The 24,236-nt window shown below is 63.6% G+C and carries 22 protein-coding genes; 14 read left to right on the top strand and 8 right to left on the bottom strand.

Annotation, left to right across the window (positions count from 1 at the left end):
• The first annotated feature begins 63 nt into the window (after window positions 1-63).
• The 7 genes from AC1D10_RS13860 to AC1D10_RS13830 all read left to right on the top strand — a co-directional run bounded on the left by AC1D10_RS13860 (window position 64) and on the right by AC1D10_RS13830 (window position 6,749).
• Window positions 64-663, top strand: coding sequence for a VOC family protein (locus AC1D10_RS13860; protein WP_477272566.1), 600 nt, complete (start codon window positions 64-66; stop codon window positions 661-663).
• Between the two features lie 140 nt (window positions 664-803).
• Window positions 804-3,098 carry a bifunctional salicylyl-CoA 5-hydroxylase/oxidoreductase gene (locus tag AC1D10_RS13855; protein ID WP_477272564.1) on the top strand — a complete coding sequence of 765 codons (2,295 nt, stop codon included), beginning with the start codon at window positions 804-806 and terminating at the stop codon, window positions 3,096-3,098.
• On the top strand, window positions 3,095-3,868 hold the full coding sequence (locus AC1D10_RS13850; RefSeq protein ID WP_477272562.1) for an SDR family NAD(P)-dependent oxidoreductase: 774 nt from the start codon (window positions 3,095-3,097) through the stop codon (window positions 3,866-3,868). The genes AC1D10_RS13855 and AC1D10_RS13850 overlap by 4 nt, the downstream gene beginning before the upstream one ends.
• Entirely contained in the window at window positions 3,862-4,332 is a 471-nt protein-coding gene (locus AC1D10_RS13845; protein ID WP_477272560.1) for a MarR family winged helix-turn-helix transcriptional regulator, read from the top strand. The genes AC1D10_RS13850 and AC1D10_RS13845 overlap by 7 nt, the downstream gene beginning before the upstream one ends.
• The gene (locus AC1D10_RS13840; protein ID WP_477272558.1) at window positions 4,329-5,141 is read left to right on the top strand and encodes an enoyl-CoA hydratase family protein; all 813 of its coding nucleotides are present in this window, start codon (window positions 4,329-4,331) and stop codon (window positions 5,139-5,141) included. Before AC1D10_RS13845 ends, AC1D10_RS13840 begins: the two co-directional genes overlap by 4 nt.
• Window positions 5,141-6,289, top strand: a complete 1,149-nt coding sequence (locus AC1D10_RS13835) for an acyl-CoA dehydrogenase family protein (protein WP_477272556.1) — start codon at window positions 5,141-5,143, stop codon at window positions 6,287-6,289. The genes AC1D10_RS13840 and AC1D10_RS13835 overlap by 1 nt, the downstream gene beginning before the upstream one ends.
• A 64-nt stretch (window positions 6,290-6,353) precedes the next feature.
• Entirely contained in the window at window positions 6,354-6,749 is a 396-nt protein-coding gene (locus AC1D10_RS13830) for a RidA family protein (protein ID WP_477272554.1), read from the top strand.
• Window positions 6,750-6,772: 23 nt separating this feature from the next.
• On the opposite strand, the gene AC1D10_RS13825 is transcribed toward AC1D10_RS13830, so the two are convergent.
• Window positions 6,773-7,864, bottom strand: a complete 1,092-nt coding sequence (locus AC1D10_RS13825; RefSeq protein WP_477272552.1) for an LLM class flavin-dependent oxidoreductase — start codon at window positions 7,862-7,864, stop codon at window positions 6,773-6,775.
• Window positions 7,865-7,987: 123 nt separating this feature from the next.
• Between AC1D10_RS13825 and AC1D10_RS13820 the strand changes: the two genes are divergently transcribed.
• The 5 genes from AC1D10_RS13820 (at window position 7,988) to AC1D10_RS13800 (ending at window position 13,168) form a co-directional block, all read left to right on the top strand.
• Window positions 7,988-8,764 (top strand): HpcH/HpaI aldolase family protein, encoded by a 777-nt coding sequence (locus AC1D10_RS13820; RefSeq protein WP_477272550.1) that lies wholly within the window; start codon window positions 7,988-7,990, stop codon window positions 8,762-8,764.
• Between the two features lie 184 nt (window positions 8,765-8,948).
• On the top strand, window positions 8,949-10,139 hold the full coding sequence (locus AC1D10_RS13815; protein ID WP_477273102.1) for a pyridoxal phosphate-dependent aminotransferase: 1,191 nt from the start codon (window positions 8,949-8,951) through the stop codon (window positions 10,137-10,139).
• 73 nt (window positions 10,140-10,212) lie between these two features.
• Complete coding sequence (locus AC1D10_RS13810) at window positions 10,213-11,010, top strand: ABC transporter substrate-binding protein (protein WP_477272548.1); 798 nt, start codon at window positions 10,213-10,215, stop codon at window positions 11,008-11,010.
• 161 nt (window positions 11,011-11,171) lie between these two features.
• On the top strand, window positions 11,172-11,846 hold the full coding sequence (locus tag AC1D10_RS13805; RefSeq protein WP_379101655.1) for an amino acid ABC transporter permease: 675 nt from the start codon (window positions 11,172-11,174) through the stop codon (window positions 11,844-11,846).
• A 47-nt stretch (window positions 11,847-11,893) separates the two neighbouring features.
• Window positions 11,894-13,168: a cysteine desulfurase-like protein gene (locus tag AC1D10_RS13800; RefSeq protein WP_477272545.1), complete on the top strand. Its 1,275-nt coding sequence runs from the start codon at window positions 11,894-11,896 to the stop codon at window positions 13,166-13,168.
• Between the two features lie 34 nt (window positions 13,169-13,202).
• Here the strand turns inward: AC1D10_RS13800 and AC1D10_RS13795 are convergent, their stop codons facing one another.
• The 5 genes from AC1D10_RS13795 to AC1D10_RS13775 are packed head-to-tail and all read right to left on the bottom strand — an operon-like array spanning window position 13,203 to window position 18,441.
• Window positions 13,203-14,033, bottom strand: a complete 831-nt coding sequence (locus AC1D10_RS13795) for a dipeptide ABC transporter ATP-binding protein (protein WP_477272543.1) — start codon at window positions 14,031-14,033, stop codon at window positions 13,203-13,205.
• Window positions 14,030-14,881 (bottom strand): ABC transporter ATP-binding protein, encoded by an 852-nt coding sequence (locus AC1D10_RS13790; protein WP_477272541.1) that lies wholly within the window; start codon window positions 14,879-14,881, stop codon window positions 14,030-14,032. The genes AC1D10_RS13795 and AC1D10_RS13790 overlap by 4 nt, the downstream gene beginning before the upstream one ends.
• Window positions 14,881-15,792: an ABC transporter permease subunit gene (locus AC1D10_RS13785; RefSeq protein ID WP_477272539.1), complete on the bottom strand. Its 912-nt coding sequence runs from the start codon at window positions 15,790-15,792 to the stop codon at window positions 14,881-14,883. Before AC1D10_RS13785 ends, AC1D10_RS13790 begins: the two co-directional genes overlap by 1 nt.
• Window positions 15,792-16,799, bottom strand: coding sequence for an ABC transporter permease subunit (locus AC1D10_RS13780; protein WP_477272537.1), 1,008 nt, complete (start codon window positions 16,797-16,799; stop codon window positions 15,792-15,794). The genes AC1D10_RS13785 and AC1D10_RS13780 overlap by 1 nt, the downstream gene beginning before the upstream one ends.
• Window positions 16,800-16,842: 43 nt before the next feature.
• Entirely contained in the window at window positions 16,843-18,441 is a 1,599-nt protein-coding gene (locus AC1D10_RS13775; RefSeq protein WP_477272535.1) for an ABC transporter substrate-binding protein, read from the bottom strand.
• Between the two features lie 455 nt (window positions 18,442-18,896).
• Here AC1D10_RS13775 and AC1D10_RS13770 point away from each other — a divergent pair, with 455 nt between their 5' ends.
• Together AC1D10_RS13770 and AC1D10_RS13765 are read left to right on the top strand one after the other, a co-directional pair.
• The gene (locus AC1D10_RS13770; RefSeq protein ID WP_477272533.1) at window positions 18,897-20,891 is read left to right on the top strand and encodes a long-chain-fatty-acid--CoA ligase; all 1,995 of its coding nucleotides are present in this window, start codon (window positions 18,897-18,899) and stop codon (window positions 20,889-20,891) included.
• A complete protein-coding gene (locus AC1D10_RS13765) occupies window positions 20,888-21,625 on the top strand; it encodes a class I SAM-dependent methyltransferase (protein ID WP_477272531.1) in 738 nt (245 codons plus the stop codon). The genes AC1D10_RS13770 and AC1D10_RS13765 overlap by 4 nt, the downstream gene beginning before the upstream one ends.
• Here AC1D10_RS13765 and AC1D10_RS13760 read toward each other — a convergent pair.
• Together AC1D10_RS13760 and pgi are read right to left on the bottom strand one after the other, a co-directional pair.
• Complete coding sequence (locus AC1D10_RS13760; protein ID WP_477272529.1) at window positions 21,622-22,344, bottom strand: HAD family hydrolase; 723 nt, start codon at window positions 22,342-22,344, stop codon at window positions 21,622-21,624. The two genes, AC1D10_RS13765 and AC1D10_RS13760, sit on opposite strands and share 4 nt — an antisense overlap.
• A 5-nt stretch (window positions 22,345-22,349) precedes the next feature.
• The gene (gene pgi / locus AC1D10_RS13755; RefSeq protein ID WP_477272527.1) at window positions 22,350-23,993 is read right to left on the bottom strand and encodes a glucose-6-phosphate isomerase; all 1,644 of its coding nucleotides are present in this window, start codon (window positions 23,991-23,993) and stop codon (window positions 22,350-22,352) included.
• Window positions 23,994-24,236 lie beyond the last annotated feature (243 nt).

Below are 24,236 nucleotides of genomic sequence, written 5' to 3'. Positions count from 1 at the left end.
GAAAAGCGGGCTTCGGACGTGCGACGGGCAATGACGAGGTCCCGCCAATGGAGGAGGACTGACATGAAGACGATACTTCGAAACGTGACGCTCGCCGCCACTGTGCTTGGCGGCGCCGGAATGGCCACCGCCAGTTCGATACCCGGAATGCGCGGCCACGATCACACGGGCATCACGGTTCCCGACATGGAGCAGGCGGTCGACTTCTTCACCGAAGTGGTCGGCTGCAAGAAGGCGATGTCGTTCGGCCCGTTCGCCGACGACAAGGGTACGTTCATGCAGGATCTGCTGGGCGTCGATCCGAAAGCGGTGATCGAGCAGGTCACCATGGTCCGCTGCGGCTATGGATCGAACATCGAGTTGTTCAAATACACCGCGCCCGACCAAAAGGACCTGACGCCGAAGAACAGCGACATTGGCGGCTTCCACATCGCCTTCTATGTCGACGATGTCGCAGCGGCCAAGGCATATCTCGATGGCAAGGGTGTCAAGACTCGATTGGGGCCGCTGCCGGTGAAGGAAGGGCCAGCTGCCGGCCAGACCATCCTCTACTTCCAGGCGCCCTGGGGGCTGCAGCTGGAAGCGATCAGCTATCCCGACGGGATGGCCTATGAGAAGGGTGCCGAGACCGTGCTGTGGAACCCAAAGAACCCGGAAAAATGATTGGAGGGCGTGCTTGCGCAATGACACGCAAGCGCGCCTTCGTCACCTTCGGATAATCGTTTCAACGTGAAACTTTAAGCTTGAAATAATTTACCTCCGGCGCGATACTGAAACCAGCAAGCGAAGAGGAGATCGCACAGATGAAGGTTGCGGTTCTCGGCGGCGGACCAGCCGGCCTCTACTTTGCCATTTCGATGAAACTGAGGGACGCCGCGCACGAGGTGACGGTGTTCGAGCGCAACCGCGCCGACGACACGTTCGGCTGGGGCGTCGTGCTGTCGGCCGAGACGCTCGACAATCTGTCGAAGAACGATCCGGTCAGTGCCGTCTGGATCAAGAAGCACTTCGCCTACTGGGACGACATCGCCGTCATCCATGATGGCGTGCGCACGGTCTCGACCGGCCACGGTTTCTGCGGCATCGGCCGCAAGCGGCTGCTGGTCCTGCTGCAGCGGCGCGCGCGCGAACTCGGCGTCAAGCTGATGTTCGAGACCGACATCGCCGACCCCAAGCCTTACATGGAGACGCATGATCTGGTCGTCGCCGCCGACGGCCTGAATTCCAGGGCGCGCAACACCTTCGTCGACATCTTCAAGCCCGACATCGACACCCGCAAATGCAAGTTCGTCTGGCTCGGCACCAACCAGAAATTCGACGACGCCTTCACCTTCATCTTCGAGAAGACGGAGCATGGCTGGGTGTGGGCGCACGCCTACCAGTTCGACAGCGACACGGCGACGTTCATCGTCGAGTGCAGCGAACAGACATGGCAGGCCTTCGGCTTCGGCGCGATGTCGCAGCAGGAATCGATCGCAGTCTGCGAGCGCATCTTCGCCAGGCACCTCGGCGGCCATGCGCTGATGACCAATGCCAACCACATCCGCGGTTCGGCCTGGATCAATTTCCCGCGCGTGCTGTGCGAGCGCTGGTCCTACAAGAACCTCGCACTGATGGGCGATGCGGCGGCATCGGCGCATTTCTCGATCGGCTCGGGCACCAAGCTGGCGCTGGAGAGTGCGGTGGCGCTGGCCGAATATGTCGAGTCCGAGCCGGATCTGGATGCAGCGTTCCGCAAATATGAGGATGCCCGCCGCACCGAGGTGCTGAAGCTGCAATCGGCGGCGCGCAATTCGCTCGAATGGTTCGAGGAGGTCGAGCGCTATCTCGGCCTCGATCCGGTGCAGTTCAACTATTCGCTTTTGACCCGCTCGCAGCGCATCAGCCACGAAAATTTGCGGCTGCGCGATGCCGAATGGCTGGGCGGCGCGGAGGAATGGTTCCAACGCCAGGCGGGCGCCGGCGGCAACAGCCTGCGCCGCGCGCCGATGTTCGCACCGTTCAAGCTGCGCGACATGGCGCTGCAGAACCGCATCGTCGTCTCACCAATGGCACAGTACAAAGCCATCGACGGCTGCCCGACCGACTGGCATTTCACCCATTATGCCGAGCGCGCCAAGGGCGGCGCCGGCCTCATCTATATCGAGATGACCTGCGTCAGTCCCGAGGGGCGCATCACACCAGGCTGTCCCGGGTTCTATGCACCCGAACATGAGGTGGCATGGAAGCGGCTGGTCGATTTCGTCCACGCCGAGACCGAGGCGAAGATCTGCGCCCAGGTCGGCCATTCCGGCGCCAAGGGTTCGACCCGGCTCGGCTGGGAGGGCACAGACGTGCCGCTTAGCTCAGGCAACTGGCCGGTGATGGCGGCATCGGCCGTGGCGTGGTCGCCGCAGAACCAGGTGCCGAAGGCGATGGACCGCGCCGACATGGACAAAGTGCGCGACGAATTCGTGGCCTCGGCCGAAATGGCCAATCGCTGCGGCTTCGACATGCTCGAGATCCATGCCGCGCACGGCTATCTCCTGTCATCCTTCATCACGCCGGTCACCAACCGGCGCACCGACGCCTATGGCGGCTCGCTCGAAAACCGCATGCGCTACCCCCTCGAAATCTTCCATGCGGTTCGCGCCGCCTGGCCGGCGGACAAGCCGATCTCGATGCGCATTTCGGCCAATGACTGGGTCGGCATCGAGGGCGTGACGCCGGCCGATGCGGTCGAGATCGCGCGGCTGCTGCATGAGGCCGGGGTCGACATCTGCGACGTCTCAGCGGGCCAGACCTCAGCATTGGCAAAGCCGGTCTACGGCCGCATGTTCCAGACGCCGTTTTCCGACCGCATCCGCAACGAGGTCGGCATGGCAACAATGGCGGTCGGCAACATCTACGAGCCGGACCATGTCAATTCGATCCTGATGGCCGGCCGCGCCGACCTGGTGGCGCTGGCGCGGTCGCATCTCGCCGATCCCTACTGGACGCTGCACGCGGCGGTAACGCTCGGCGACCGCGGCGTCAAATGGCCAGACCCCTATCTGCCCGGGCGCGACCAGCTCTACCGGCTGGCCGAGCGCGACGCCGCGGCGGGGCTGAAAGTATGACGGCCGCCAAGACGATCGCGGGCAAGCATGCGCTGGTCACCGGCGGCGGCTCCGGCGTCGGCCGGGCGATCGCGCTGGCGCTGGCGGACGCGGGCATCGACGTGACCATTTGCGGCCGCCGCGAAACGGAACTCGCCAAGGTGGCTGGCGAACACGACCGCATCTTCGGCATCGCCGCCGATGTCACCAATGAGGCGGCAATGGTGTCGCTCTACGAGACGGCTGAAGCCGCGCGCGGACCCTTCGACATCGTCATCGCCAATGCCGGCATGGCCGGCAGCACACCGGCGCACAAGACCACGCTTGCCGACTGGCAACGGACGCTCGATGTCAACCTGACCGGAGCCTTCCTGACCGCGAAGCCGGCGCTGGCCGGCATGGCGGCGCGAAAGACAGGCCGGATCGTCTTCATCGCTTCGACGGCCGGCCTGAAGGGCTACGCCTATGTCGCGCCCTATGTCGCCGCCAAGCATGGCGTCATCGGCCTGATGCGGGCGCTGGCGGCCGAGACGGCCAAATCCGGCGTCACCGTCAACGCGGTGTGCCCGGGTTTCGTCGAAACCGAGATGTTGGAGGAGTCCATCCAGCGCATCATCGAAACGACCGGCCGTTCGGCCGAGCAGGCGCGGTCGAGCCTTGCCTCGACCAATCCGCAAGGCCGCTTCATCCAGCCGCAAGAAATTGCCGCTGCCGTGCTGTGGCTGTGCGGCGATGCGGCGGCGTCGATCACCGGACAGACGATTTCCATCTCAGGAGGCGAAACATGGTAGCCGGCCCGCTGCCCGCGCCGACCGGACCCGGCAAGGACCGGCTGCGCCTCTGGATAAGGTTGCTGCGTGCCTCGCGCACGATCGAGGCGGAGCTGCGCGAGCGTCTGAAGAAGGAGTTCAACACGACGCTGCCGCGCTTCGACGTGATGGCCGCACTCTATCGAGCACCGGAGGGCATGCTGATGAGCGACCTGTCGCGCTTCCTGCTGGTGTCCAACGGCAATGTCACTGGCATTGTCGACCGGCTCGTATCGGAGGGACTTGTCGCCCGCGCCAGGCGCAATGGCGATCGTCGCACCTCGATGGTGCGGCTGACCGAGGAGGGCTCGCAGGCCTTCGCCACCATCGCCGCGGCGCATGAGGGCTGGATCGGTGAATTGCTGGGTAAGGTAAGCGAGGACGACGCGCGCCGGCTGACCGGCATGCTGACCTCGTTCCGCAGCAACTGGGAGGGACGCGAATGACCGGGATGGCCGGCCGCAAGCCGAAGCATTTCCAATGGCAGGTCGAGGGCAGGATCGCAAGGGTTCGGCTCGACCGGCCGGAGCGCAAGAACCCACTGACTTTCGACAGCTACGCCGAGTTGCGCGACATGTTCCGCGACCTCGTCTACGCCGACGACGTCGACGCCGTGGTGTTCCTGTCCAATGGCGGCAATTTCTGCTCCGGCGGCGATGTCCACGACATCATCGGCCCGCTGGTCAAGATGGACATGAAGCAGCTCTTGGCCTTCACCCGCATGACCGGCGATTTCGTCAAGGCGATGCTGAATTGCGGCAAGCCGATCATTGCGGCCGTCGACGGCGTTGCGGTCGGCGCCGGTGCCATCATCGCCATGAGCTCCGATATCCGCATCGCCACGCCGGAAGCCAAGACGGCGTTCCTGTTCACCCGCGTCGGCCTCGCCGGCTGCGACATGGGCGCCTGTGCGATCCTGCCGCGCATCATCGGCCAGGGCCGCGCCGCCGAGCTGCTTTACACCGGCCGCACCATGACGGCGGCGGAAGGCGAGCGCTGGGGTTTCTACAACCGGCTGGTTGATGCCGCCTCGCTGGAGGCCGACGCGGTCGACATGGCGGCGCGCATCGTCTCCGGCCCGACCTTCGCCCACGGCATCACCAAGACGCAGCTCAACCAGGAATGGTCGATGGGCCTCGACCAGGCGATCGAGGCCGAAGCGCAGGCGCAAGCGATCTGCATGCAAACGCGCGATTTCGAGCGCGCCTACAAGGCGTTCGTGGCCAAGGAAAAGCCGGTGTTCGAGGGCAGTTGATGGCTGACAAGAGTTTCCTCTCCTGGCCGTTCTTCGAGGATCGCCATCGCGAACTGGCCGAACGGCTTGAGGCATGGTGCACGACAAACCTGCCGGTCGCCCACCATGACGTCGATGCCGCCTGCCGTGAGTTGGTGGGCAAGCTCGGCAGTGACGGCTGGCTCAAGCCGACAGCGCTCGATACAAACAATCCGGGACCACTCGACGTGCGCACGCTGTGCATCACGCGCGAGACGCTCGCCCGCCATGACGGGCTCGCCGATTTCGCCTTCGCCATGCAAGGGCTTGGCACCGGCGCGCTCAGCCTGTTCGGCTCGCCCGAGCAGCAGCAATGGCTGGCAAAGACACGCGCCGGCAAGGCGATTTCCGCCTTCGCCCTGTCGGAGCCGCGCTCCGGATCGGACGTCGCCAACACCGAGATGACGGCGAGCCGCGATGGCGACAGCTACATTTTGTCGGGCGAGAAGACCTGGATATCCAATGGCGGCATCGCCGATCTCTATGTCGTCTTTGCCCGTACCGGCGAGGCGCCGGGCGCGAAGGGGCTCTCCGCTTTCCTCGTGCCGGGCGACGCCAAGGGCCTTGGCATCGCCGAACGCCTCGAAGTGATCGCGCCGCATCCGCTGGCACGCCTGTCGTTCGACAAGGTCCGTCTCCCCGCCGCGGCGCTGATCGGCAAGCCCGGCGACGGCTTCCGCATCGCCATGTCGGTGCTCGACGTGTTCCGCTCGACCGTCGGTGCGGCAGCGCTCGGCTTTGCCCGCCGTGCGCTCGATGAAAGCATCAAACGGGTGGCAGAGCGCAAATTGTTCGGCGCGCCGATGGCCGAACTGCAGATGGTGCAGGGTCATATCGCCGATATGGCGCTGGACGTCGATGCGGCAGCGCTTCTGGTCTACCGCGCCGCTTGGACCAAGGACATGGGCGCGGCGCGGGTCACCCGCGAAGCGGCGATGGCCAAGCTGTTCGCCACCGACAAGGCGCAAGAGGTGATCGACAAGGCGGTGCAACTGCATGGCGGCGACGGCGTTCGCAAGGGTCACATCGTCGAAAGCCTGTATCGCGAGATCCGCGCGCTGCGCATCTACGAGGGTGCCTCGGACGTGCAGAAAGTGGTGATTGCGCGGCAGGTGATGGGCGCGGCCTGACGGCAGGAAATTGACGAGCATCCGATTTTTGAGAATTGGGATTTGGACTACCGGGAGGTTTTGAATGCACGAGATCCTGCAGCCGGAAGGCTGGGCAAAACCTGTCGGCTACGCCAATGGCGTTGCGGCGCGCGGCAAGCTCGTCTTCGTCGGCGGACAGGTCGGCTGGAACGGGCAGTGCCAGTTCGAAACCGACGACTTTGTCGGCCAGGTGCGGCAGACACTTCTGAACATCGTGGCGGTGCTGGGCGAGGCCGGCGCCGGGCCGCAGCACATCACCGCGATGACCTGGTATTTCACCGACAAGGCCGAATACCTCGCCAACCTCAGGGGTATCGGCGAGGCCTATCGCGAGGTCATCGGCCGGCATTTTCCGGCGATGGCGGCCATGCAGGTGATGGCGCTGGTCGAGGACCGGGCCAAGGTCGAGATCCAGGCCACGGCGGTCATTCCGGAATAACCAGTTGGTTACTCCGGAATAAATTATTCGCGAAGCCCAGCCTTCCTCAGAATGGGCAATACGTGATCGCAGAAATAGGGCAGCTCCTGCGTGTAATTGACGAAGGACAGCGCGATGCCTTGATAGCCCTGCCCGGCAATGGCGATCATGTCGGCGGCAATCGTTTCCGGCGTGCCGATCAGCGGATAGGTGCCGGCGCCGCCGGCGAAACGCTGCCGGTAGCGGTCATAGGCGTGCGGGTCGTGCGATTGCGAGAATTCCTTCTTGCCGGCCATATGGGCATCGACCGCATCATGGTCGGCCATATCAACGGCATAGCGCGTGTAGTACGCCCGCGCCTCTTCCATCGTCGGGCGGCAGACGACATGCGCCACCGTGTAGACGCCGACATCGCGGCCCACCTTGTCGGCGCGCTCGCGAATGTCGGCGACGTGCTTGCCGGCGTCAGACATTTCCGAAAAAGTCGTGAACAGATAGTCGCATCTGGCTGCGGCGAAATCGCGGCCCGGCCCGCCGAAAGCGGCGTTCATGGTCACCGGGCGCGGAACTTGCAGGCTGGCCGGCCGGCTCACCGCCTCCTTGAGGCGATAATAGGTGCCCTCATAGTCGAGAGGCTCGGCCGAGGCGTAAAGCTTTTCGAGGATTTCGATCCATTCAGCCGCCTGGTCGTAGCCCTTTTCCACCAGCGGCGTGCCGAACATGCCGAATTCCTTCGGGTTCCAGCCGCAGACGATGTTGAGGCCGGCGCGGCCCTGGCTGATATGGTCGACCGTCGCCAGCGCCTTGGCGGCGTAGAGCGGATGCACCAGCGGCACGTGCACGGTCATGAACAGGCCGATCTGTTCGGTGGCCACGGCAAGTGCCGCCGCCCAGGTGAAGGTCTCGAACGACCACTCGCGCACCTTGTTGCGGCCGCCGAAACCACGCCAGCGGGCGATCGGCAGCATGAACTCCAGCCCGGCGCGGTCGGCGATCTGCGCCGCCGTCAGGTTGTCCTGCCAACTCGCCGTCCAACGTTCCGGCACTTCGGTGATGGCAAGCCCGCCATCGGCATTGGTCGAAAAGACGCCGAGCTTCAGCTTGTTCGGGCCGTGCAGGGGATGCGCTTTGATCATGAATGGAACTCGCGGCGGGAGAGCATACGCTAGGCCCGCGCGAAAATATTTCAAGCCTGAAATAGCTTCGCTTGACCGCCGTTTGCGGATATGGATTCCGGCAGAGCGAGAAAGGGGATGGGCATGAGCGAGTTCCGCCAGAAGTGCATCGGCAAGGCGAACCTCGTCGGTTCCTTTGTGGCCATTCCCCATCCCGTCGCGGTCGAAGTGATGGCGCAGTCCGGCCTCGATTTCCTCTGCATCGACTGGGAGCATGCCCAGATCTCGCGCGACATGATCGAGGCCATGGTGCGCGCGGCCGACGTGCATCGCGTGCCGGCGATGGTGCGCGTTCCCGGCCATGCACCGGAAGCCATCCAGGCAGCGCTGGACAGCGGTGCGCAAGGCGTGCTGATCCCACGCGTCTCGACCGCCGCCCAGGCGGCGATGGCCGTCAAAGCCTCGCGCTATCCGCCGCAGGGCGAGCGCGGCGTCGGACCCGGCCGTGCCGCCGGCTATGGCTATCGCATTCCCGAATATCTTGCCGGCGCCAATGACAGGATCGTCGTCGCGGTCCAGGTCGAGACATCGGAAGGGCTGGCCAACATCGAGGCGATCGCCGCCGTCGACGGCGTCGACGTGATCTTCGTCGGTCCCGGCGATCTTTCGGTGTCGATCAATGCGATCGGACCTAAAGGTGCCGACAAGCTCACCGAGGCGATCCGCAGGATCATCGGCCTGACGGTTGCTCACGGCAGGACGTCAGGCATCTTCTGCGCAAAGCCGCAGGACGCGGCCCAGTGGGCAGCCATCGGTGCCAGCTTCTTCGTGCTGGCCAGCGATACGATGTTTCTCGGTGCGGGTGCTGCCGCCAGCACCTCCGCTGCGCGTGCCGAACTGGTGCGAGACGGGCGCAGCTAGCGCGAAAAGGCGTATCGACAGGGCAACAGGCCGACCAAACTTTTTAAGCTTAAAACTTTCGCCTTGAAAAGCGCCGCACTTTGGATAAGCATTCCAAAATCGATGGCGACGGCGGTGCCGGACGGGCTTGCCGGCAGTCCATCGTGGTGCCTCCGGTGGGAGAGGGTTTCAGTCCTTGTCGTTCATGCTGCCCCAGTCATCGTCCAGCGCGCGCTATGCTTTCGACGGCGTGCGCGCCCAAATTCGTGACCTACACACCGAGAACATCGCCAACCTTGCCGTGCGGGCGCGCGAACTCGGCGACGTCATCGCGCTCTGGTACGGCGAAGGCGACATGGTGACGCCCGCTTTCATCCGCGAGGCCGCCAAGGCCGCCTTCGACGAAGGCCTGACGTTCTACGTTCCCAACATGCGCGGCCACGGGCCGTTGAATGAAGCGCTGTCGGAGTACCAGACGCGCATCCATGACCGGCCGATCCCCATCGCACGCACCACGGTCACGCCCGGTGGCATGCAGGCGCTGTATCTGGCGCTGGAACTGCTGGTCGATACCGGCACCAATGTCGTCTATGTCGCGCCGCAGTGGCCCAACATTCACAACGCCATCCACCTGATCGGCGGCGAGCCAAGGCCGTTTTCGCTCGACTACAGGGGTGACTGGCATCTCGATCTCGACCGGCTGTTCGCGACATGCGATGCGCGCACGCGGGCGATCTTCCTGTCGACGCCGTCCAACCCGACCGGCTGGACCGCGTCAGCCGAGGAGATGCGCGCGCTGCTCGACTTCAGCCGGCGCACCGGCATCTGGATCATCTCAGACGAGGTCTACGGCCGGCTCTATTTCAATGGCGACGTTGCTCCCTCGATCCTGCAGATCGCCGAGGATGGCGACAGGGTGCTGTCGGTCAACAGCTTCTCCAAGGCCTGGGCGATGACCGGCTGGCGCATCGGCTGGCTGACGCATCCATCGGGAGTGGCCGACCAGCTCGGCGCCATGACCCAATATGTCAACAGCGGCACCGCAGCCCCGATCCAGGCCGGCGCTGTCGCGGCGATCCGCCAGGGCGAACCGCTGGTCGAGGAGATCAGGCAACGGATCAGAACCGGCCTTGACCTCGCCTACGACCGGCTGGCGCAGATACCTGGCATCGTCCTGCCTGCGAAACCGCGTGGCGGCATGTATGCCTTCTTTGCCATGGAAGGCGAGAGCGACGCACGACGCGCCTGCGCCAGAATTCTGGAGACGGCGCGCGTCGGGCTGGCACCCGGCCATCTCTTTGGAAGTTCGGCAACGGCCTTCCTCAGGATGTGCGTGTGCCGAGAACGCAAAGAGATAGCGACCGCGCTCGACCGCATGGTCGCTGCCATGAATTGACGCCCTGCCGGAGGCGGAGCGGCAAAAAACCGTGCGGGACCAACCCGCCCGATCAACAACAGAGGGAACACAAATGAGCTTCACGCGTCGCAACCTGCTTCTTCTCGCCGCCGCCATCGGCATCGCCACCGGCCCCGCCACCGCCTATGCCGCCGACGTGCTCAATGTCGGCGCCTACCCGACCAATCCGCCCTTCGAGTACAAGAACGAGAGCGGCACGTTCGAGGGTTTTGAAGTCGACATCGTCAACGAAGCCGCCAAGCGCATCGGCATGACCACCGATATCGCCGACCTCGGTTTCCAGGCGCTGTTCGCCGCCACCACCTCGAAGCGCATCGACGTCGCCATCTCGTCGATCACCATCACGCTTGAGCGGCTGAAGTCGCAGTCGTTCACGCAGCCCTATTATGATTCCGACATGGGCATCGCCACCAAGACCGACAGCCCGATCAAGGCCGAAGCCGACCTCAAAGGCAAGATCGTCGGCGTGCTGTCCGGCTCGACCGGCGAAACCTGGGTCAAGGCGCATCAGGAAGCCGACGGCTTCAGCGACGTGAAGGGCTATGACACGCAGCAGAACCTGCTGCTCGATCTCAGCGCCGGTCGCGTCGATGCGGCCGTCAGCGACATTCCGGGCATGGAGTATTCCTTCACCAAGATGAAGGACCTGACCGTCAAGGAACGCATCAAGACCGGCGAACAGTACGGCCTGATGATGACCAAGGACCACCCGCTGCTCGGCAAGCTGAACGACGCGCTGACCGCGATGAAGAAGGACGGCACGCTGGCCGCCATCCACAAGAAGTGGTTCGGCAGCGATGCGCCGGCCGATTCCTCGTCCGTCAAGGAAATGCCGCTGCCGAAGGCCTGAGCGGCGCCTGACAGAACACAGGCGTGCCGGCTCGAAAGGCCGGCACGTCTCGTTTTCATTCATGATCCTTCCCGGAACCGCAGTCGATGCGGCAGAACCGATTTCGGGGTTCGGGTCTTGCTCTCGCGTCACGGGACGCAAAACGGTTCGGGAACGCTCCCATGTCGCTGCTGGACACCTTCTTCAACCCCGATGTCATCATGTCCAGCCTGCCGGCGCTGCTGCGCGGCTTCCTGAACACCCTGCTGCTCGGCATATTGAGCATCGGTATTGGCATCCCCATCGGCCTGGGGATCAGCCTGGTGCGGCTCTATGCGCCCAAGCCGCTGCGGTGGCTTGCGGTCGGCTACACCGACATCTTCCGCGCGCTGCCGGTGCTGGTCGTGCTGATCCTGATCTACTACGCGCTGCCGTTTCTCGGCATACGCTTGTCGTCCTGGGCCTCCGCGGTGACGGCCTTCGCCTTCGTCATGTCGGCCTACTCGGCCGAGGTGTTCCGCTCAGGCATCGAGAGCATTCCGCGCGGCCAGTTCGAGGCGTCTCAGGCGCTTGGCCTGCCGTTCCTGCTGACCTTGCGCAAGGTGGTGCTGCCGCAAGCGATCCGCGTGGTCATTCCGCCGATGACCAGCAACTGTGTCTCGATGTTCAAGGACACCTCGCTCGCCTCCACCGTGGCGTTGCCGGAGCTGCTCAAGGAAGCGACCAACGCGCAGTCGCTCTACGCCAACCCCTCGCCGCTGATCGGCGCCGCGCTTGTCTATCTCATCTTCCTCTGGCCGATGGTCCGGCTCGTCAGCCTGCTGGAAGAACGCTTCAAGACCGAGAAGACGCGCTGACCTCGCCAACTGATCCCATCCGCCAAGCACTTCGCAGGAGCCTGCCCGTGAACAAGCATCAAACCGACAATGCGAACGCCACCGCGTTCCCCGTCGACACCATACGCGCCATGTTCCCCGCCCTGCAGCGGGCCGGCGATTTCATCTTCATGGACAACGCCGCCGGCGCACAGATCCCGCAGAGCGTGCTCGACGCGGTGACCAACCATCTGGTTTCACACAATGTCCAGCGCGGCGGCCGCTATGGCCGCAGCGTCACGGTGGACCAGGCGGTCGCCGATGCCCGCGAAAGCGTGGCGCTGCTGATCAACGCCTATAGCCCGGCGGAAATCTGCTTCGGCATGAACGCCACCTCATTCATCCGCCTGGTCAGCCTCGGCATCAGCCAGATGCTGCAGGAGCGCGACGAGATCGTCATCACCGACATGGACCACGACGCCAACATCGCCACCTGGCTGGCGCTGGAGCAGGCCGGCGCCAAGTTCAAATGGTGGCGCATGCGCGAGGACGGCAATCTGCATGTCGACGATTTGCGCCCGCTGGTTTCGGATCGCACCCGGCTGGTCGCCTGCACGGTCACGGCGCATTCGATCGGCTCGATCGTCGACGTTGCTTCCGTGGCCAGGATTGCGCACGCGGCTGGCGCCGAGGTGTTCCTCGACTGCGTGCACTATGGGCCACACGGGCTGATCGACGTGCAGGCCTGGGACTGCGATTATCTGGTTTGCTCCGGCTACAAGAACTTCTCGCCGCATATGGGCTTCCTGTGGGGCCGCTTCGAAACACTGAAGCGGCTACCGACCTTCCGCGAGGACTTCATCCCCGACGAGCCGCCCTACAAGGTCGAGGCCGGCACCTTCATCTACGAAAACGTCTCGGGCATGGATGCGGCCGTGCAGTATCTCGAACTGATCGGCCGCAATCTTGCGCCATCCAACAACCGTTCGCGGCGCGACAACATCGTCGCCGGCATGGGCGCCATCCGCGACTATGAGCTGGTGCTGGCACGCGAGATGCTCGCTGTGCTCAAGGATTGCGGTGCGACGATCTACGGCGTTGCCGACGCGGCCCGCATCACCGAACGCGTGCCGACCTTCTGCTTCAACATCGGCAAACTGTCACCGCAAAGGATCGTCGAGGAGATGGCCGACATGCAGATCGGCATCCGCGATGGCCACATGTACGCGCCGCGGCTGATGAAGCGGCTCAACCTCTCGATGGACAGTGGCGCCATCCGCGCCTCGCTGGTCCACTACAACACGGTCGAGGAGATCCACCGTTTCGGCGAGGCACTGCGCGCCATCATTGCCAAGCTGTCGTGAGCGAGCTGAATTGCTCCAGCCTGACGCCGCGGCGTTAGGCTGCTTTCTTCTTTGCCAGCCGCGCCTTGATCGAAGCGACGTCTGCACGTGGCGTCGCCGCAAAAAGCGTCCGGGTGTAGCTGTGCTTGGGATCGGCGAAGACCTCCTCGCGCGAGCCGTATTCGACCGCTTCGCCGAAATACATCACCATCACATCGTCGGCGATATAGCGCACGACGGACAGATCGTGGCTGATGAAGACATAGGTCAGCTGGAACTCGTCCTGCAGGTCGGCGAGCAGGTTGAGCACCTGCGCCTGCACCGATAGATCGAGCGCCGAGACCGGCTCGTCGAGCACCAGCAGGCTCGGGTTGAGCATCAGCGCGCGGGCAATGGCGATGCGCTGGCGCTGGCCACCCGAGAACATGTGCGGATAGCGGTTGTAGTGCTCGGGTCCGAGGCCAACCTTCTTCAGCATCTTCATCGCCAGGTCGCGCCGTTCCTCAGCCGGCTTGCCGGTGTTGATCAGCAGCGGTTCGCCCAGCACGTCGCCGATCTTCTGGCGCGGGTTGAGCGACCCGTAGGGGTTCTGGAAGACGATCTGCACCTTGCGGCGCATCTCCTTGCTCAGCCCGTCTTTGGCGATGTCGACCTTGTTGCCGTCGATGAACAGCTCACCCGAAGTTGCAGGATCGATCAGCGTGATGATGCGGGCAAGCGTCGACTTGCCGCAGCCGCTTTCACCGACGATGGCCAGCGTCTTGCCCTTGTCGACGCTGAAGGAGACGCCTTTGACCGCGTGCACCGTGCGCTGGCCGCGGAACAAGCCGCCACCGATATGGTAGTCGCGCACGATGTTCTTGCCTTCTACGACCTTGATGCTCATGCGGCGGCTCCCGAGGGCGCCGGCTCGAACAGCATGTCGGACACGGTCGGCAGCCGGTCGCCGACGGCATTCTCCGGCAGCGCCGACAAAAGCGCGCGGGTGTAGTTGCTCTTCGGCGACTCGAACAGCGACAGCACGTCGGCCTCTTCCATCTTGCGGCCCTTGTACTGGACGATGACACGGTCGGCGGTCTCGGCCACCACGCCCATATTGTGGGTGATCATGATCAGGCCCATGCCGTATTTGGCCTGCAGCGAGACCAACAGATCGAGGATCTGCTTCTGGATGGTGACGTCGAGCGCGGTCGTCGGCTCGTCGGCGATCAGCAGCTTCGGATTGCAAGCGATGGCGATGGCGATCATGACGCGCTGGCACTGACCGCCCGACATCTGGTGCGGGAACGAGTTCAGCCGTTCCGCCGGCTCGGCAATACCGACCTTCGTCAGGAGTTCGATGGCGCGGGCCCGTCGCTGCGCGCCATCCATACCCATGTGGAAGCGCAGCACCTCTTCGATCTGGAATCCGACGGTGAAGCAGGGATTGAGGCTGGCCATCGGTTCCTGGAAGATCATCGACATGTCCTTGCCGATGATCTTGCGGCGGTCGGCCGGGCTCATCTTCAGGAGATCGCGGCCATTGAAGCTCATGCGGTCAGCAGTGACCGTGGCCGTCCATGGCAGCAGGCCCATGACCGCTAGCATCGACACCGACTTGCCAGAGCCGGATTCACCGACGATGGCCAGCACTTCGCGCTCGTCGACATGCAGTGAGACGCCGTCGACCGCCCGGAACGGACCTGACGCGGTCTGGAATTCGACGACGAGATTGTGGATATCGAGCAGCGCCATCACGACCTCCTCAGCTTCGGATCGAGCGCGTCGCGCAGGCCGTCGCCAATCAGATTGATGGCAAGCACGGTGATGAGAATGGCGAGGCCCGGGAAGGTCACCACCCACCAGGCACGCAGGATGAATTCGCGCGCCGAAGCGAGCATCGTACCCCATTCCGGTGTCGGCGGCTGGGCACCGAGGCCGAGGAAGCCGAGGGCCGCCGCTTCGAGAATGGCGTTGGAGAACGACAAGGTGCCCTGGACGATCAGCGGTCCCAGGCAATTCGGCAGGATTGTGCGAAGCATCAGCCTGATATGGCCGGCGCCGGCAACCTTTGCCGCCACGACATACTCGCGGCTCTTCTCCGCCATCACGGCAGCGCGCACCAACCGTGCAAAATGCGGCTGCAGGACGAGCGCAATAGCCAGCATTGCATTGAACAGGCCTGGCCCAAGGATGGTGACCAGGACGAGCGCCAGGAGCAGCGACGGGAACGCCAGGATGAGGTCCATCAGGCGCATGATCGCCACGTCGACCCAGCCGCGAAAATAGCCGGCCAGCAGACCAAGCGTGATGCCCCCGGTGAGTGCCAGCGTGACCACGACCGCGCCGATGAGCAGCGAAAAACGCGCGCCGTAGAGCAGGCGCGAAAGGATGTCGCGGCCGACCGGATCGGTGCCGAGCAGATATTGCGCGCTGCCGCCGGCCTGCCAGGCCGGCGGCCTGAGAAACGCGGTCTTGTCCTGAATGTCGGGAGCATGGGGCGCGAGCAGCGGCGCAAACAGCGCCGCCAGCACCAGCAGGATGAAGACGAACAGGCCGATCACGGCGCCGCGATTGACGGAGAAATAGTGCCAGAAGGTCCTGAACCCTGTCAGGCGGTCAGGGCTGCCGGCGGCGAGCGCGGTGACTTCAGTCGACTGGCTCATCACGCGGCCCGTATGCGCGGGTTGATGACGGCGTAGAGCACGTCGACGATGAGGTTCACGGCCATGACGATGAGGGCGATCAAAAGCAGACCTGACTGCACGACGACATAGTCGCGCTTGAAGATGGAATCGACCATCCACTTGCCGATGCCCGGCCAGGCGAAGATGGTTTCGGTGAGGATGGCGCCGGCAAGCAGTGTGCCAACCTGCAGGCCGATAGTGGTGACCACGGGGATGAGCGCATTGCGCAACGCATGCAGGCCGACCACCCGCGACGGCGACAGGCCCTTGGCGCGCGCCGTGCGGACATAGTCCTCCCCCAGAACTTCCAGCATGGCCGAACGCGTCTGGCGGGCGATCACAGCCAGCGGGATGGTGCCGAGCACGATCGAGGGCAGGACCAGGTGGCTCAACGCCGAGCGGAACGCATCCCATTTGCCATAGAGCAAGGTATCAATGGTCATGAAGCCGGTGATCGGCTTGAAGAAGAACTGCAGGCCGATGCGGCCCGAAACCGGTGTCCAGCCGAGGTAGCCGGAGAAGAAGATGATCAGCAGCAGGCCCCACCAGAAGATCGGCATGGAATAGCCGACGAGCGCCGTGCCCATCAGCGACTGATCGAACCACGAGCCACGCTTGACTGCCGCGAAGATGCCGGCTGGAATGCCGAGCACCATGGCGAAAATCATGGCGAAGAACGACAGTTCCATCGTTGCGGGAAAGAGGACCTTGAACTCTTCCATCACCGGTCGCTTGGATGAAATCGAGACCCCGAAATCGCCGGTCACGACCTCGCCGACATAGCGTGCATATTGCTGCCAGATCGGCAGATTGTAACCGAACTGTTCCTTGAGTTCCTCGTAACGCGCCGGCGCCACGCCGTGTTCGCCGGCCATGGCAAGGATGGGATCGCCAGGCAGCAGCCTGACGAAGGCGAAGGCACAGATAGTGATGCCGACAAGCGTCGGGATCAAAAGTGCAATTCTGTGGAGTATATATTTGAGCATGGTGAAGGGGGCGGCGCTCTACGGCGCCGCCCCACTCAATTTCTTATTCGGCTTTGTCGACGCCGTCGAAGCGGTGAATGCCGAGCGGGTCCATCATGAAACCGCTGACATTCTTGCGCACGACTGCGTAGACTTGGCTGTGGGCCAGCAGGAAGGCCGGAGCCTGCTTCTGGAAGACCACCTGCGCCTGTTCGTAAAGCTTGGTGCGTTCAGCCTGGTCGCTGGTCTTCTTGGCCTTCTGGATCAGGTCCTCGAAGTCCTTGTCGCACCAGCTCGAGTAGTTGGAGACGCCGATGGCGGAGCAGGCGAACAGGGTGGCGAAGAAGTTGTCCGGATCGCCATTGTCGCCGGTCCAGCCGATCTGGAAGGCGCCGGGACGATCCTTCTTCTTGCCCTCCGAGCGATACTTGGTCCACTCGTAGTTGACGATCTCAGCCTTGACGCCGACCTTGGCCCAGTCGGCCTGGATCAGTTCGGCGGCCCGCTGGAAGTTCGGGTTGTAAGGACGAACGCGATCGGAAGCCCAAAGCTGGATTTCCGTCAGTCCGGCAGCGGCCAGCACTTTCTTGGCCGCTTCCGGATCGTAGGAATCGGACTTCACGTCCTTGTCCCACGACCACATGGTCGGCGGGATCAGGTTCACGGCCGGCGTGGCGCCCGCATCCTGGAACAGCGACTTGATCAGCGATTCCCGGTCGATGGCCTGGTTGAGCGCATGGCGCACCTCAGGCTTGTCGAGTGGCGGGATGGTGGTGTTGTAGCTCATGTAGCCGATGTTCAGGCCGGCCTGATCCATCAGCGTCACGTCCTGGTTGGCCTTGATCGTGCCGATGTCGGCAGGATTCGGATAGGGCGCGATGTCGCATTCGCCGGCAAGCACCTTCTGGATACGCGCGGTCGCGTCAGGGGTGATGGCGAAGACGAGATCGTCGATCTTCTCCTTGCCCTTGAAATAGTCCGGGTTGGCCGCATAGCGGATGACCGAATCCAGCTGGTAATCGACGAACTGGAACGGACCGGTGCCGATCGGCTTGGTGGAGAAATCGGCCATCTTGCCGGACTTCTCCAGCTGGTCGGCATATTCCTTCGACACGATCGAGGCGAAGTCCATGCCGAGATTGGCCAGCATCGGTGCATTCGGCTCGGTCAGCGTCAGCTTGACGGTCAGGTCGTCGACCTTTTCCCACTTGGCGACGTATTTCGGCATGTCCATGCCGGTGTAGTAGTCCCAGGTCAGGTTGGGCAGATACTTGTCACCGTTCCAAGGATTCGCCTTGTTGAACTGACGATCGAAAGAGAAGACCACGTCATCCGCATTCAGGTCGCGGGTCGGCTTGAAAAAATCGGTGGTCTGGAACTTCACGCCCGGATGCAGGTGGAAGGTATAGACCAGGCCGTCGTCGGAGATTTCCCACTTGTCGGCGAGGCCTGGCTCGACCTCGGTACCGCCATGCTTGAATTCGACCAGGCGCGAATAAACGGTCCGCGACGAGGCATCGAAGTCGTTGCCGCCCGTCGTCGTACCCGGATCAAAATTGGCCGGCGACGCTTCCGAACAATAGACAAGCGTCTTCGCATTGGCCATGCCGCCCAGGACGCTTGCGGCCAGCAACGCGGCCGCAAAAGCGAGTTTCTTTTTCATTGAGCACTCCCTGATGTTCTTCCAAGCCCCTCTATCAGGCTCGCGAAGCGCGCATATAAGCACCGTTTTTCCGGCTTTGGAACACCCCGTTTGCTTACCCCGCGGGAAGCAGGAAAAAAATCCGCGATTTTGCTAAATGGCAGAAAAAATTAGCAGTTTTTTCCATTCACGAGATTGTTAACGACCGCATTTTTTTATTGATCGCCAATCTGGCGATATCGATGCCGCGCCGGCCTTCGCCCCACCAAAGGTGCGGCGGGATACCGGCTCGCAATGTCGGCGACAGGAAAGATTTTCGACGGCAAATCTTTCACCGCCTTGCCGCAAGGGCAAGGCTTGCACCGCCGCCGATAGAGGCAATACATAGATGATATCCAGGCAGCAGCGGAGGGCGTCTCTGTCAATTCGGAGGCGAGCGCGGCACGGACGAACAAGAACTGTCGAGGGAGGAACGGGTGGCAAAAGCATCAAAGACGACGGCGCCGGTGAAAGCGGGAGCCAAGGCGGCTCCCAAGGCAGCGGCCGCCGCAGTCAAGCCGAAAGCGCCCGTTGCCAAGGCCGCCGCGGCCAAGCCGAAGGCCGTCACCATACCCGTGAAGGCAAGCACAAAGCCGGCGGTCAAAGCCCCGGCCAAGCCTGTTGCCGGCAAGACGACGTCCGCGGCAAAGCCCGCCGCCGCCAAGCCGGTGGCGACGGCTGCAGCGGCGAAGGTCGCACCGGCAGCGAAGCCGGCCGCAGCCTCGCGATTGCCGAAAGCGTTGACGACGCTTGCCGCCGGCCTGCCGGAAAAGCCGTGGCTCAAGAGCTATCCGAAAAACGTACCAGCTGAAATCGGCGCCTTGCCCTACAGCTCGATCGGCGATTTCCTGGTCGCTGCCTGCAAGCAATTTTCCGCCCAGCCCGCCTTCACCTGCATGGACAAGTCTATCAGCTATGCCGATGTCGAACGGCTGTCGGCGGCCTTCGGCGCTTATCTGCAATCGAAGGGACTGCAAAAGGGCGCGCGCGTCGCCCTGATGATGCCCAACGTGCTGCAATATCCGGTGGCGATGATGGCCGTGCTCCGTGCCGGCTATGTGGTGGTGAACATCAATCCGCTCTACACGCCGCGCGAACTGGAGCACCAGCTCAAGGATTCCGGCGCACAAGCCATCGTCATCCTGGAGAACTTCGCCAACACCTTGCAAGCGGTCATCTCCAGAACGGCGGTCAAGCATGTGGTGGTCGCCGCGATGGGCGACATGCTCGGCGGCCTGAAGGGCACGATCGTCAATTTCGTCGTGCGCCGGGTGAAGAAGATGGTGCCGGCATGGTCGCTGCCCGGCCATGTCAAGTTCAACACGGCCATGAAGGCCGGCGCCGGCATGGACTTCAAGCCAGCCAAGGTGGCGGCCAACGATGTCGCCTTCCTGCAATATACGGGCGGCACCACGGGCGTCTCGAAGGGCGCAACGCTGCTGCACAGCAACGTGCTGGCCAATGTCGTGCAGAACGCGCAGTGGATGGAAGACGCCTATACGATCAAGCCGAAACCGGCGCATCCGAACTTTATCTGCGCCCTGCCGCTCTATCATATCTTCGCGCTGACGGTGAACGCGCTGATGGGCATGCAGCAAGGTGCGCGCAATGTGCTCATTCCCAACCCGCGCGACATTCCCGGCTTCGTCAAGGAACTGCAGAAATATCCGGTCCACATCTTTCCGGGCTTGAACACGCTGTTCAACGCATTGCTCAACAATGAGGATTTCCGCAAGCTCGACTTCAAGCCGCTGGTGCTGACGCTGGGCGGCGGCATGGCGGTGCAGAAGGGCGTCGCCGAACGCTGGAAGGCGCTGACCGGCTGTCCGGTGACCGAGGGCTACGGGTTGTCGGAAACCTCGCCGGTGGCCACCGCCAACAAGTTCACCGCCGGCGGCTTCACCGGCACGATCGGTCTGCCGCTGCCCTCGACCGAGATCGCCATCCGCGATGACGACGGCAACAATCTGCCGCTCGGCGAAGTTGGCGAAATCTGCATCCGGGGGCCGCAAGTGATGGCGGGCTACTGGAACCGGCCGGATGAGACCGCCAAGGTAATGACCAAGGACGGCTACTTCAAATCCGGCGACATGGGCTTCATGGACGAACTTGGCTACACCAAGATCGTCGACCGCAAGAAGGACATGATCCTGGTCTCGGGCTTCAACGTCTATCCGAACGAGCTCGAGGAAGTGGTGGCCATGCATCCGGGCGTGCTCGAAGTGGCGGCGATCGGCGTGCCGGACGAACATTCGGGCGAGGTGCCGAAACTGTTCGTGGTCAAGAAGGATCCGGCGCTGACCGCCGAGGCGCTCACCGCCTATTGCCGCGAGAACCTGACCGGCTACAAGCGGCCCAAATATATCGAATTCCGGACCGAACTGCCGAAGACGCCGGTCGGCAAGATCCTGCGAAGAGCGCTGCGCGAATGACGGCAGCCGACGGCCTGGAGGCCGTGGACGCACCTTGCCGTCCTGACCCGACAGAGTTCATCCGGGCGAACATGCGCGTCGCCCCGGTGCCGTCGCTTCCCGAGATACGGCTCTATACGCCCCATCCGGCGAGCGGCCTGAGGCGGCTCACCGATCCGCAGCAAAGCTCCAACTCGGATGACGACACGGCCGAGGCGGACGACGATGGACCCGAGCCGCAGCCGCCTTACTGGGCCTATGTGTGGGCCGGCGGCGCGGTGCTTGCGCGCCATATACTCGACCATCCGCAAACCGTGGTCGGTCGCCGCGTGCTCGACCTTGGCGCTGGCTCCGGCCTTGTCGGCATTGCCGCGGCCAAGGCCGGGGCGAGCGCGGTGATCGCCGCCGAGATCGACCGCAACGGCGTTGCCGCTCTCGCTCTCAACGCGGCGGCGAACGGCGTCGCGATGACGGTGATGGCGCGGGATATTACCAGCGGATCGCCGCCCGCGGTCGATGTCGTGACCGCCGGCGACGTCTTTTATGGACAGGCCGTCGCCGACCGCGTCATGCCTTTCCTCGACCGCTGCCTTGATGCCGGTATCGAGGTTCTGGTCGGCGACCCAGGCCGCGCCTACCTGCCGCGATCGCGGCTGCGCCTGCTTGCCGAATACCAGGTGCCGGATTTCGGCCAGGCGAAAGACAGCGCGCCGAAGAGCGGTGTCTTTCGTTTCGTGGGTAAATCCGGTCGCTAGATCGTTTCCTTGACCCGTGCCGCAAGGAAGCCCGGCAGGTCGGCAACCGAGTCCAGGATGGCGTCGGCGATCCCGGCCAGCGATTCGCGGGTGCCGGTCCCCGAGAGCACACCGACCGCCAGCCCGCAGCCGCCGGCCCGCGCCATTTCGAGATCATGGCGGTTGTCGCCGACCATTGCGATCGCCGATGGCGGCAGGCCGGTGAGGTCGCTAAAGGCCAGGATGGTATCGGGCGCCGGCTTCGGATTGGCGACCGCGTCGTAACCATAGGCGGCGTCGAACAGCTGCGCGACGCCGAGCGTCACCAGCGTCTTTTCCGCACCGCTGGTCGAATCATTGGTGGCGACGCCAAGCCGGTAGGATTTCCTGTGCAGGGCGGTGAGCGTCTCGACGACGCCCGGCAACGCCACCGCCATTGTCGAGCCCTGCACCGAGGTGATCTCGTTGAAGCGAGCGACGGCAAGCATCTGGTCCTCGTTGGACAGCCGCGGGAACCACAATTCGACGACGTCGAGATTGGTGCCCGACGCAAAGATCGAGTCTGGCTTGAAGCGCTTGTTGGCGAAATCGAAGCCGGCAGCGGCCAGCAGCCTGTCGGCTTTCCAGCGATCGCCGTCGGACGCATCCATGGCCATGAAGTCGGCAATGCCGAGCCACGTCGCGTTGAAGTCGACAAGCGTCCCGTCCTTGTCGAACAGTATTCCCTTGATGTCTGCCAAGTTCTTCACTCCGATCCACGCAAATGGTGGATGTATCCCACCAGGCCAGCGGTCGAGGCATCCCGCTTCGCGGCACTTTCCTTGCCCTCCACGACAGGCAAAAGGCCGGTGGCCAGTTCCTTGCCGAGCTCGACGCCCCACTGATCGAAGGAGTTGATGTTGAACAGCGTTCCCTCGACGAAGACGCGGTGCTCGTAGAGCGCGATCAGCCGGCCAAAGGTGCGCGGGTCGAGTTTGCGGTAGAGGATGGTCACCGAGGGTCGGTTGCCGGAGAAGACGCGGTGCGGCGCGATCTTGTCGACATCGGCCGGCTTCATGCCCTTGGCCAGCATCTGGGCGCGTGCCTCCTCCAACGTGCGGCCCTTCATCAACGCTTCCGACTGGGCCAGGCAGTTGGCGAGCAGCAGATCATGCTGATGCTTGAGCTCCGGCTCGTGGCCGACGGCCGCGGCAAGGAATTCGACCGGGATGAAATCGGTGCCTTGGTGCAGCAGCTGGAAGAAGGCATGCTGGCCGTTGGTGCCGGGCTCGCCCCAGACAAGCGGACCGGTCGGCGTTGTCACCGCCGTGCCTTCGAGGGTAACGCTCTTGCCGTTCGATTCCATATCAAGCTGCTGCAGATAGGCCGGCAGCCTGGACAGGCGCTGATCGTAAGGAATGACGGCGCGCGCCGGATATTCGCAGATCACGCGATGCCACCAGCCGACCAGCCCCAAAAGGGCCGGCAGGTTCTCCTGCACCGGTGCGGTGCGGAAATGCTCGTCCATCTCGTGCGCGCCATCGAGGAAGGCGCGAAAATTCCGCGGCCCGACCGCGATCATCACCGGCAGGCCGATCGCACCCCAGAGCGAATAGCGGCCGCCGACCCAGTCCCAGAAGCCGAAGACGCGATCCGATTCGATGCCGAACTTCGCCACCAGGTCGAGCGCGGTCGAGACAGCGGCAAAATGCTTGCCGACCGCTTCCTTGCCGAGTGCTTCCTGCACCCATTTGCGCGCCGTCTCGGCATTGGTCATCGTCTCGACGGTGGTGAAGGTCTTGGAGGCGATGATGAAAAGCGTGGTTTCGGCCGAGAGCCCTTTCAGCGTGTCGTGGATATGGGCGCCGTCGATGTTGGAGACGTAATGCGCGCGCGGCCCGTCATGATAGGGCGCCAGCGCCAGCGTTGCCATGGCCGGGCCGAGATCGGAACCGCCGATGCCGATGTTGACGATGTCGGTGATCTTCTTGCCGGTGGCGCCGGCCGCCTTGCCGGAGCGCACGGCATCGGCAAAGGCGCCCATCGCGTCGAGCACGGCAATGACGTCGGCCTTGACGTCCTGGCCATCGACCGTGACGCCGTTGCCGGTCAGGTTGCGCAGCGCCGTGTGCAGCACGGCACGGTCTTCGGTGAGGTTGATCTTCTTGCCGGCGAACATCGCCGCCCGGCGGCCTTCGAGATCGGCGGCCTTGGCCAGCTTCTCCAGCAATTCCATGGTGACCGCATCGACCGCGCATTTCGACCAGTCGAGCAGAAGGTCACCGTCGGTGGCGGAGAATTTCTCGAACCGCTGCGGATCGGCGGCGAAGGCCTGGCGCATGCTGGCTGGGGCCGCCGCGCGATGAACGCGTAAGGCGGCAAGCTGTTTCTGGAATGCTGACTGATCCACTGGCGGGCGACTCCTGACGTTTTCGACGCACCATATCAGACCGGATGTTTCCGGCGCGTGTCGTCGCGCCAAAACTATTGAGCCGAATTCCGTGCGGTCAATATGGGGAGATGACGCGAATCGTCACGCGTCGATGACGGAACGTCACGCTGCGATGACGCAGGTGCGTCACGGGGTGGTGGTTACACAGTGTGTCACGCAGCGAGGGCGCAGCGCCTGATTTCGGCCGAAGGATCACTGGCA

Source organism: Mesorhizobium sp. P2_A8 (assembly GCF_056404935.1).
Note: the sequence above shows the minus strand (reverse complement) of the source record. Positions and strands in the feature narration are given on the sequence as shown.

What these genes read in the sequence shown, in the direction of transcription:
- AC1D10_RS13860 (WP_477272566.1), top strand. Translation starts at nt 64, where the DNA reads ATGAAGACGATACTTCGAAACGTGACGCTCGCCGCCACTGTGCTTGGC.
- AC1D10_RS13855 (WP_477272564.1), top strand. Translation starts at nt 804, where the DNA reads ATGAAGGTTGCGGTTCTCGGCGGCGGACCAGCCGGCCTCTACTTTGCC.
- AC1D10_RS13850 (WP_477272562.1), top strand. Translation starts at nt 3,095, where the DNA reads ATGACGGCCGCCAAGACGATCGCGGGCAAGCATGCGCTGGTCACCGGC.
- AC1D10_RS13845 (WP_477272560.1), top strand. Translation starts at nt 3,862, where the DNA reads ATGGTAGCCGGCCCGCTGCCCGCGCCGACCGGACCCGGCAAGGACCGG.
- AC1D10_RS13840 (WP_477272558.1), top strand. Translation starts at nt 4,329, where the DNA reads ATGACCGGGATGGCCGGCCGCAAGCCGAAGCATTTCCAATGGCAGGTC.
- AC1D10_RS13835 (WP_477272556.1), top strand. Translation starts at nt 5,141, where the DNA reads ATGGCTGACAAGAGTTTCCTCTCCTGGCCGTTCTTCGAGGATCGCCAT.
- AC1D10_RS13830 (WP_477272554.1), top strand. Translation starts at nt 6,354, where the DNA reads ATGCACGAGATCCTGCAGCCGGAAGGCTGGGCAAAACCTGTCGGCTAC.
- AC1D10_RS13825 (WP_477272552.1), bottom strand. Translation starts at nt 7,864, where the DNA reads ATGATCAAAGCGCATCCCCTGCACGGCCCGAACAAGCTGAAGCTCGGC.
- AC1D10_RS13820 (WP_477272550.1), top strand. Translation starts at nt 7,988, where the DNA reads ATGAGCGAGTTCCGCCAGAAGTGCATCGGCAAGGCGAACCTCGTCGGT.
- AC1D10_RS13815 (WP_477273102.1), top strand. Translation starts at nt 8,949, where the DNA reads ATGCTGCCCCAGTCATCGTCCAGCGCGCGCTATGCTTTCGACGGCGTG.
- AC1D10_RS13810 (WP_477272548.1), top strand. Translation starts at nt 10,213, where the DNA reads ATGAGCTTCACGCGTCGCAACCTGCTTCTTCTCGCCGCCGCCATCGGC.
- AC1D10_RS13805 (WP_379101655.1), top strand. Translation starts at nt 11,172, where the DNA reads ATGTCGCTGCTGGACACCTTCTTCAACCCCGATGTCATCATGTCCAGC.
- AC1D10_RS13795 (WP_477272543.1), bottom strand. Translation starts at nt 14,033, where the DNA reads ATGAGCATCAAGGTCGTAGAAGGCAAGAACATCGTGCGCGACTACCAT.
- AC1D10_RS13790 (WP_477272541.1), bottom strand. Translation starts at nt 14,881, where the DNA reads ATGGCGCTGCTCGATATCCACAATCTCGTCGTCGAATTCCAGACCGCG.
- AC1D10_RS13785 (WP_477272539.1), bottom strand. Translation starts at nt 15,792, where the DNA reads ATGAGCCAGTCGACTGAAGTCACCGCGCTCGCCGCCGGCAGCCCTGAC.
- AC1D10_RS13780 (WP_477272537.1), bottom strand. Translation starts at nt 16,799, where the DNA reads ATGCTCAAATATATACTCCACAGAATTGCACTTTTGATCCCGACGCTT.
- AC1D10_RS13775 (WP_477272535.1), bottom strand. Translation starts at nt 18,441, where the DNA reads ATGAAAAAGAAACTCGCTTTTGCGGCCGCGTTGCTGGCCGCAAGCGTC.
- AC1D10_RS13765 (WP_477272531.1), top strand. Translation starts at nt 20,888, where the DNA reads ATGACGGCAGCCGACGGCCTGGAGGCCGTGGACGCACCTTGCCGTCCT.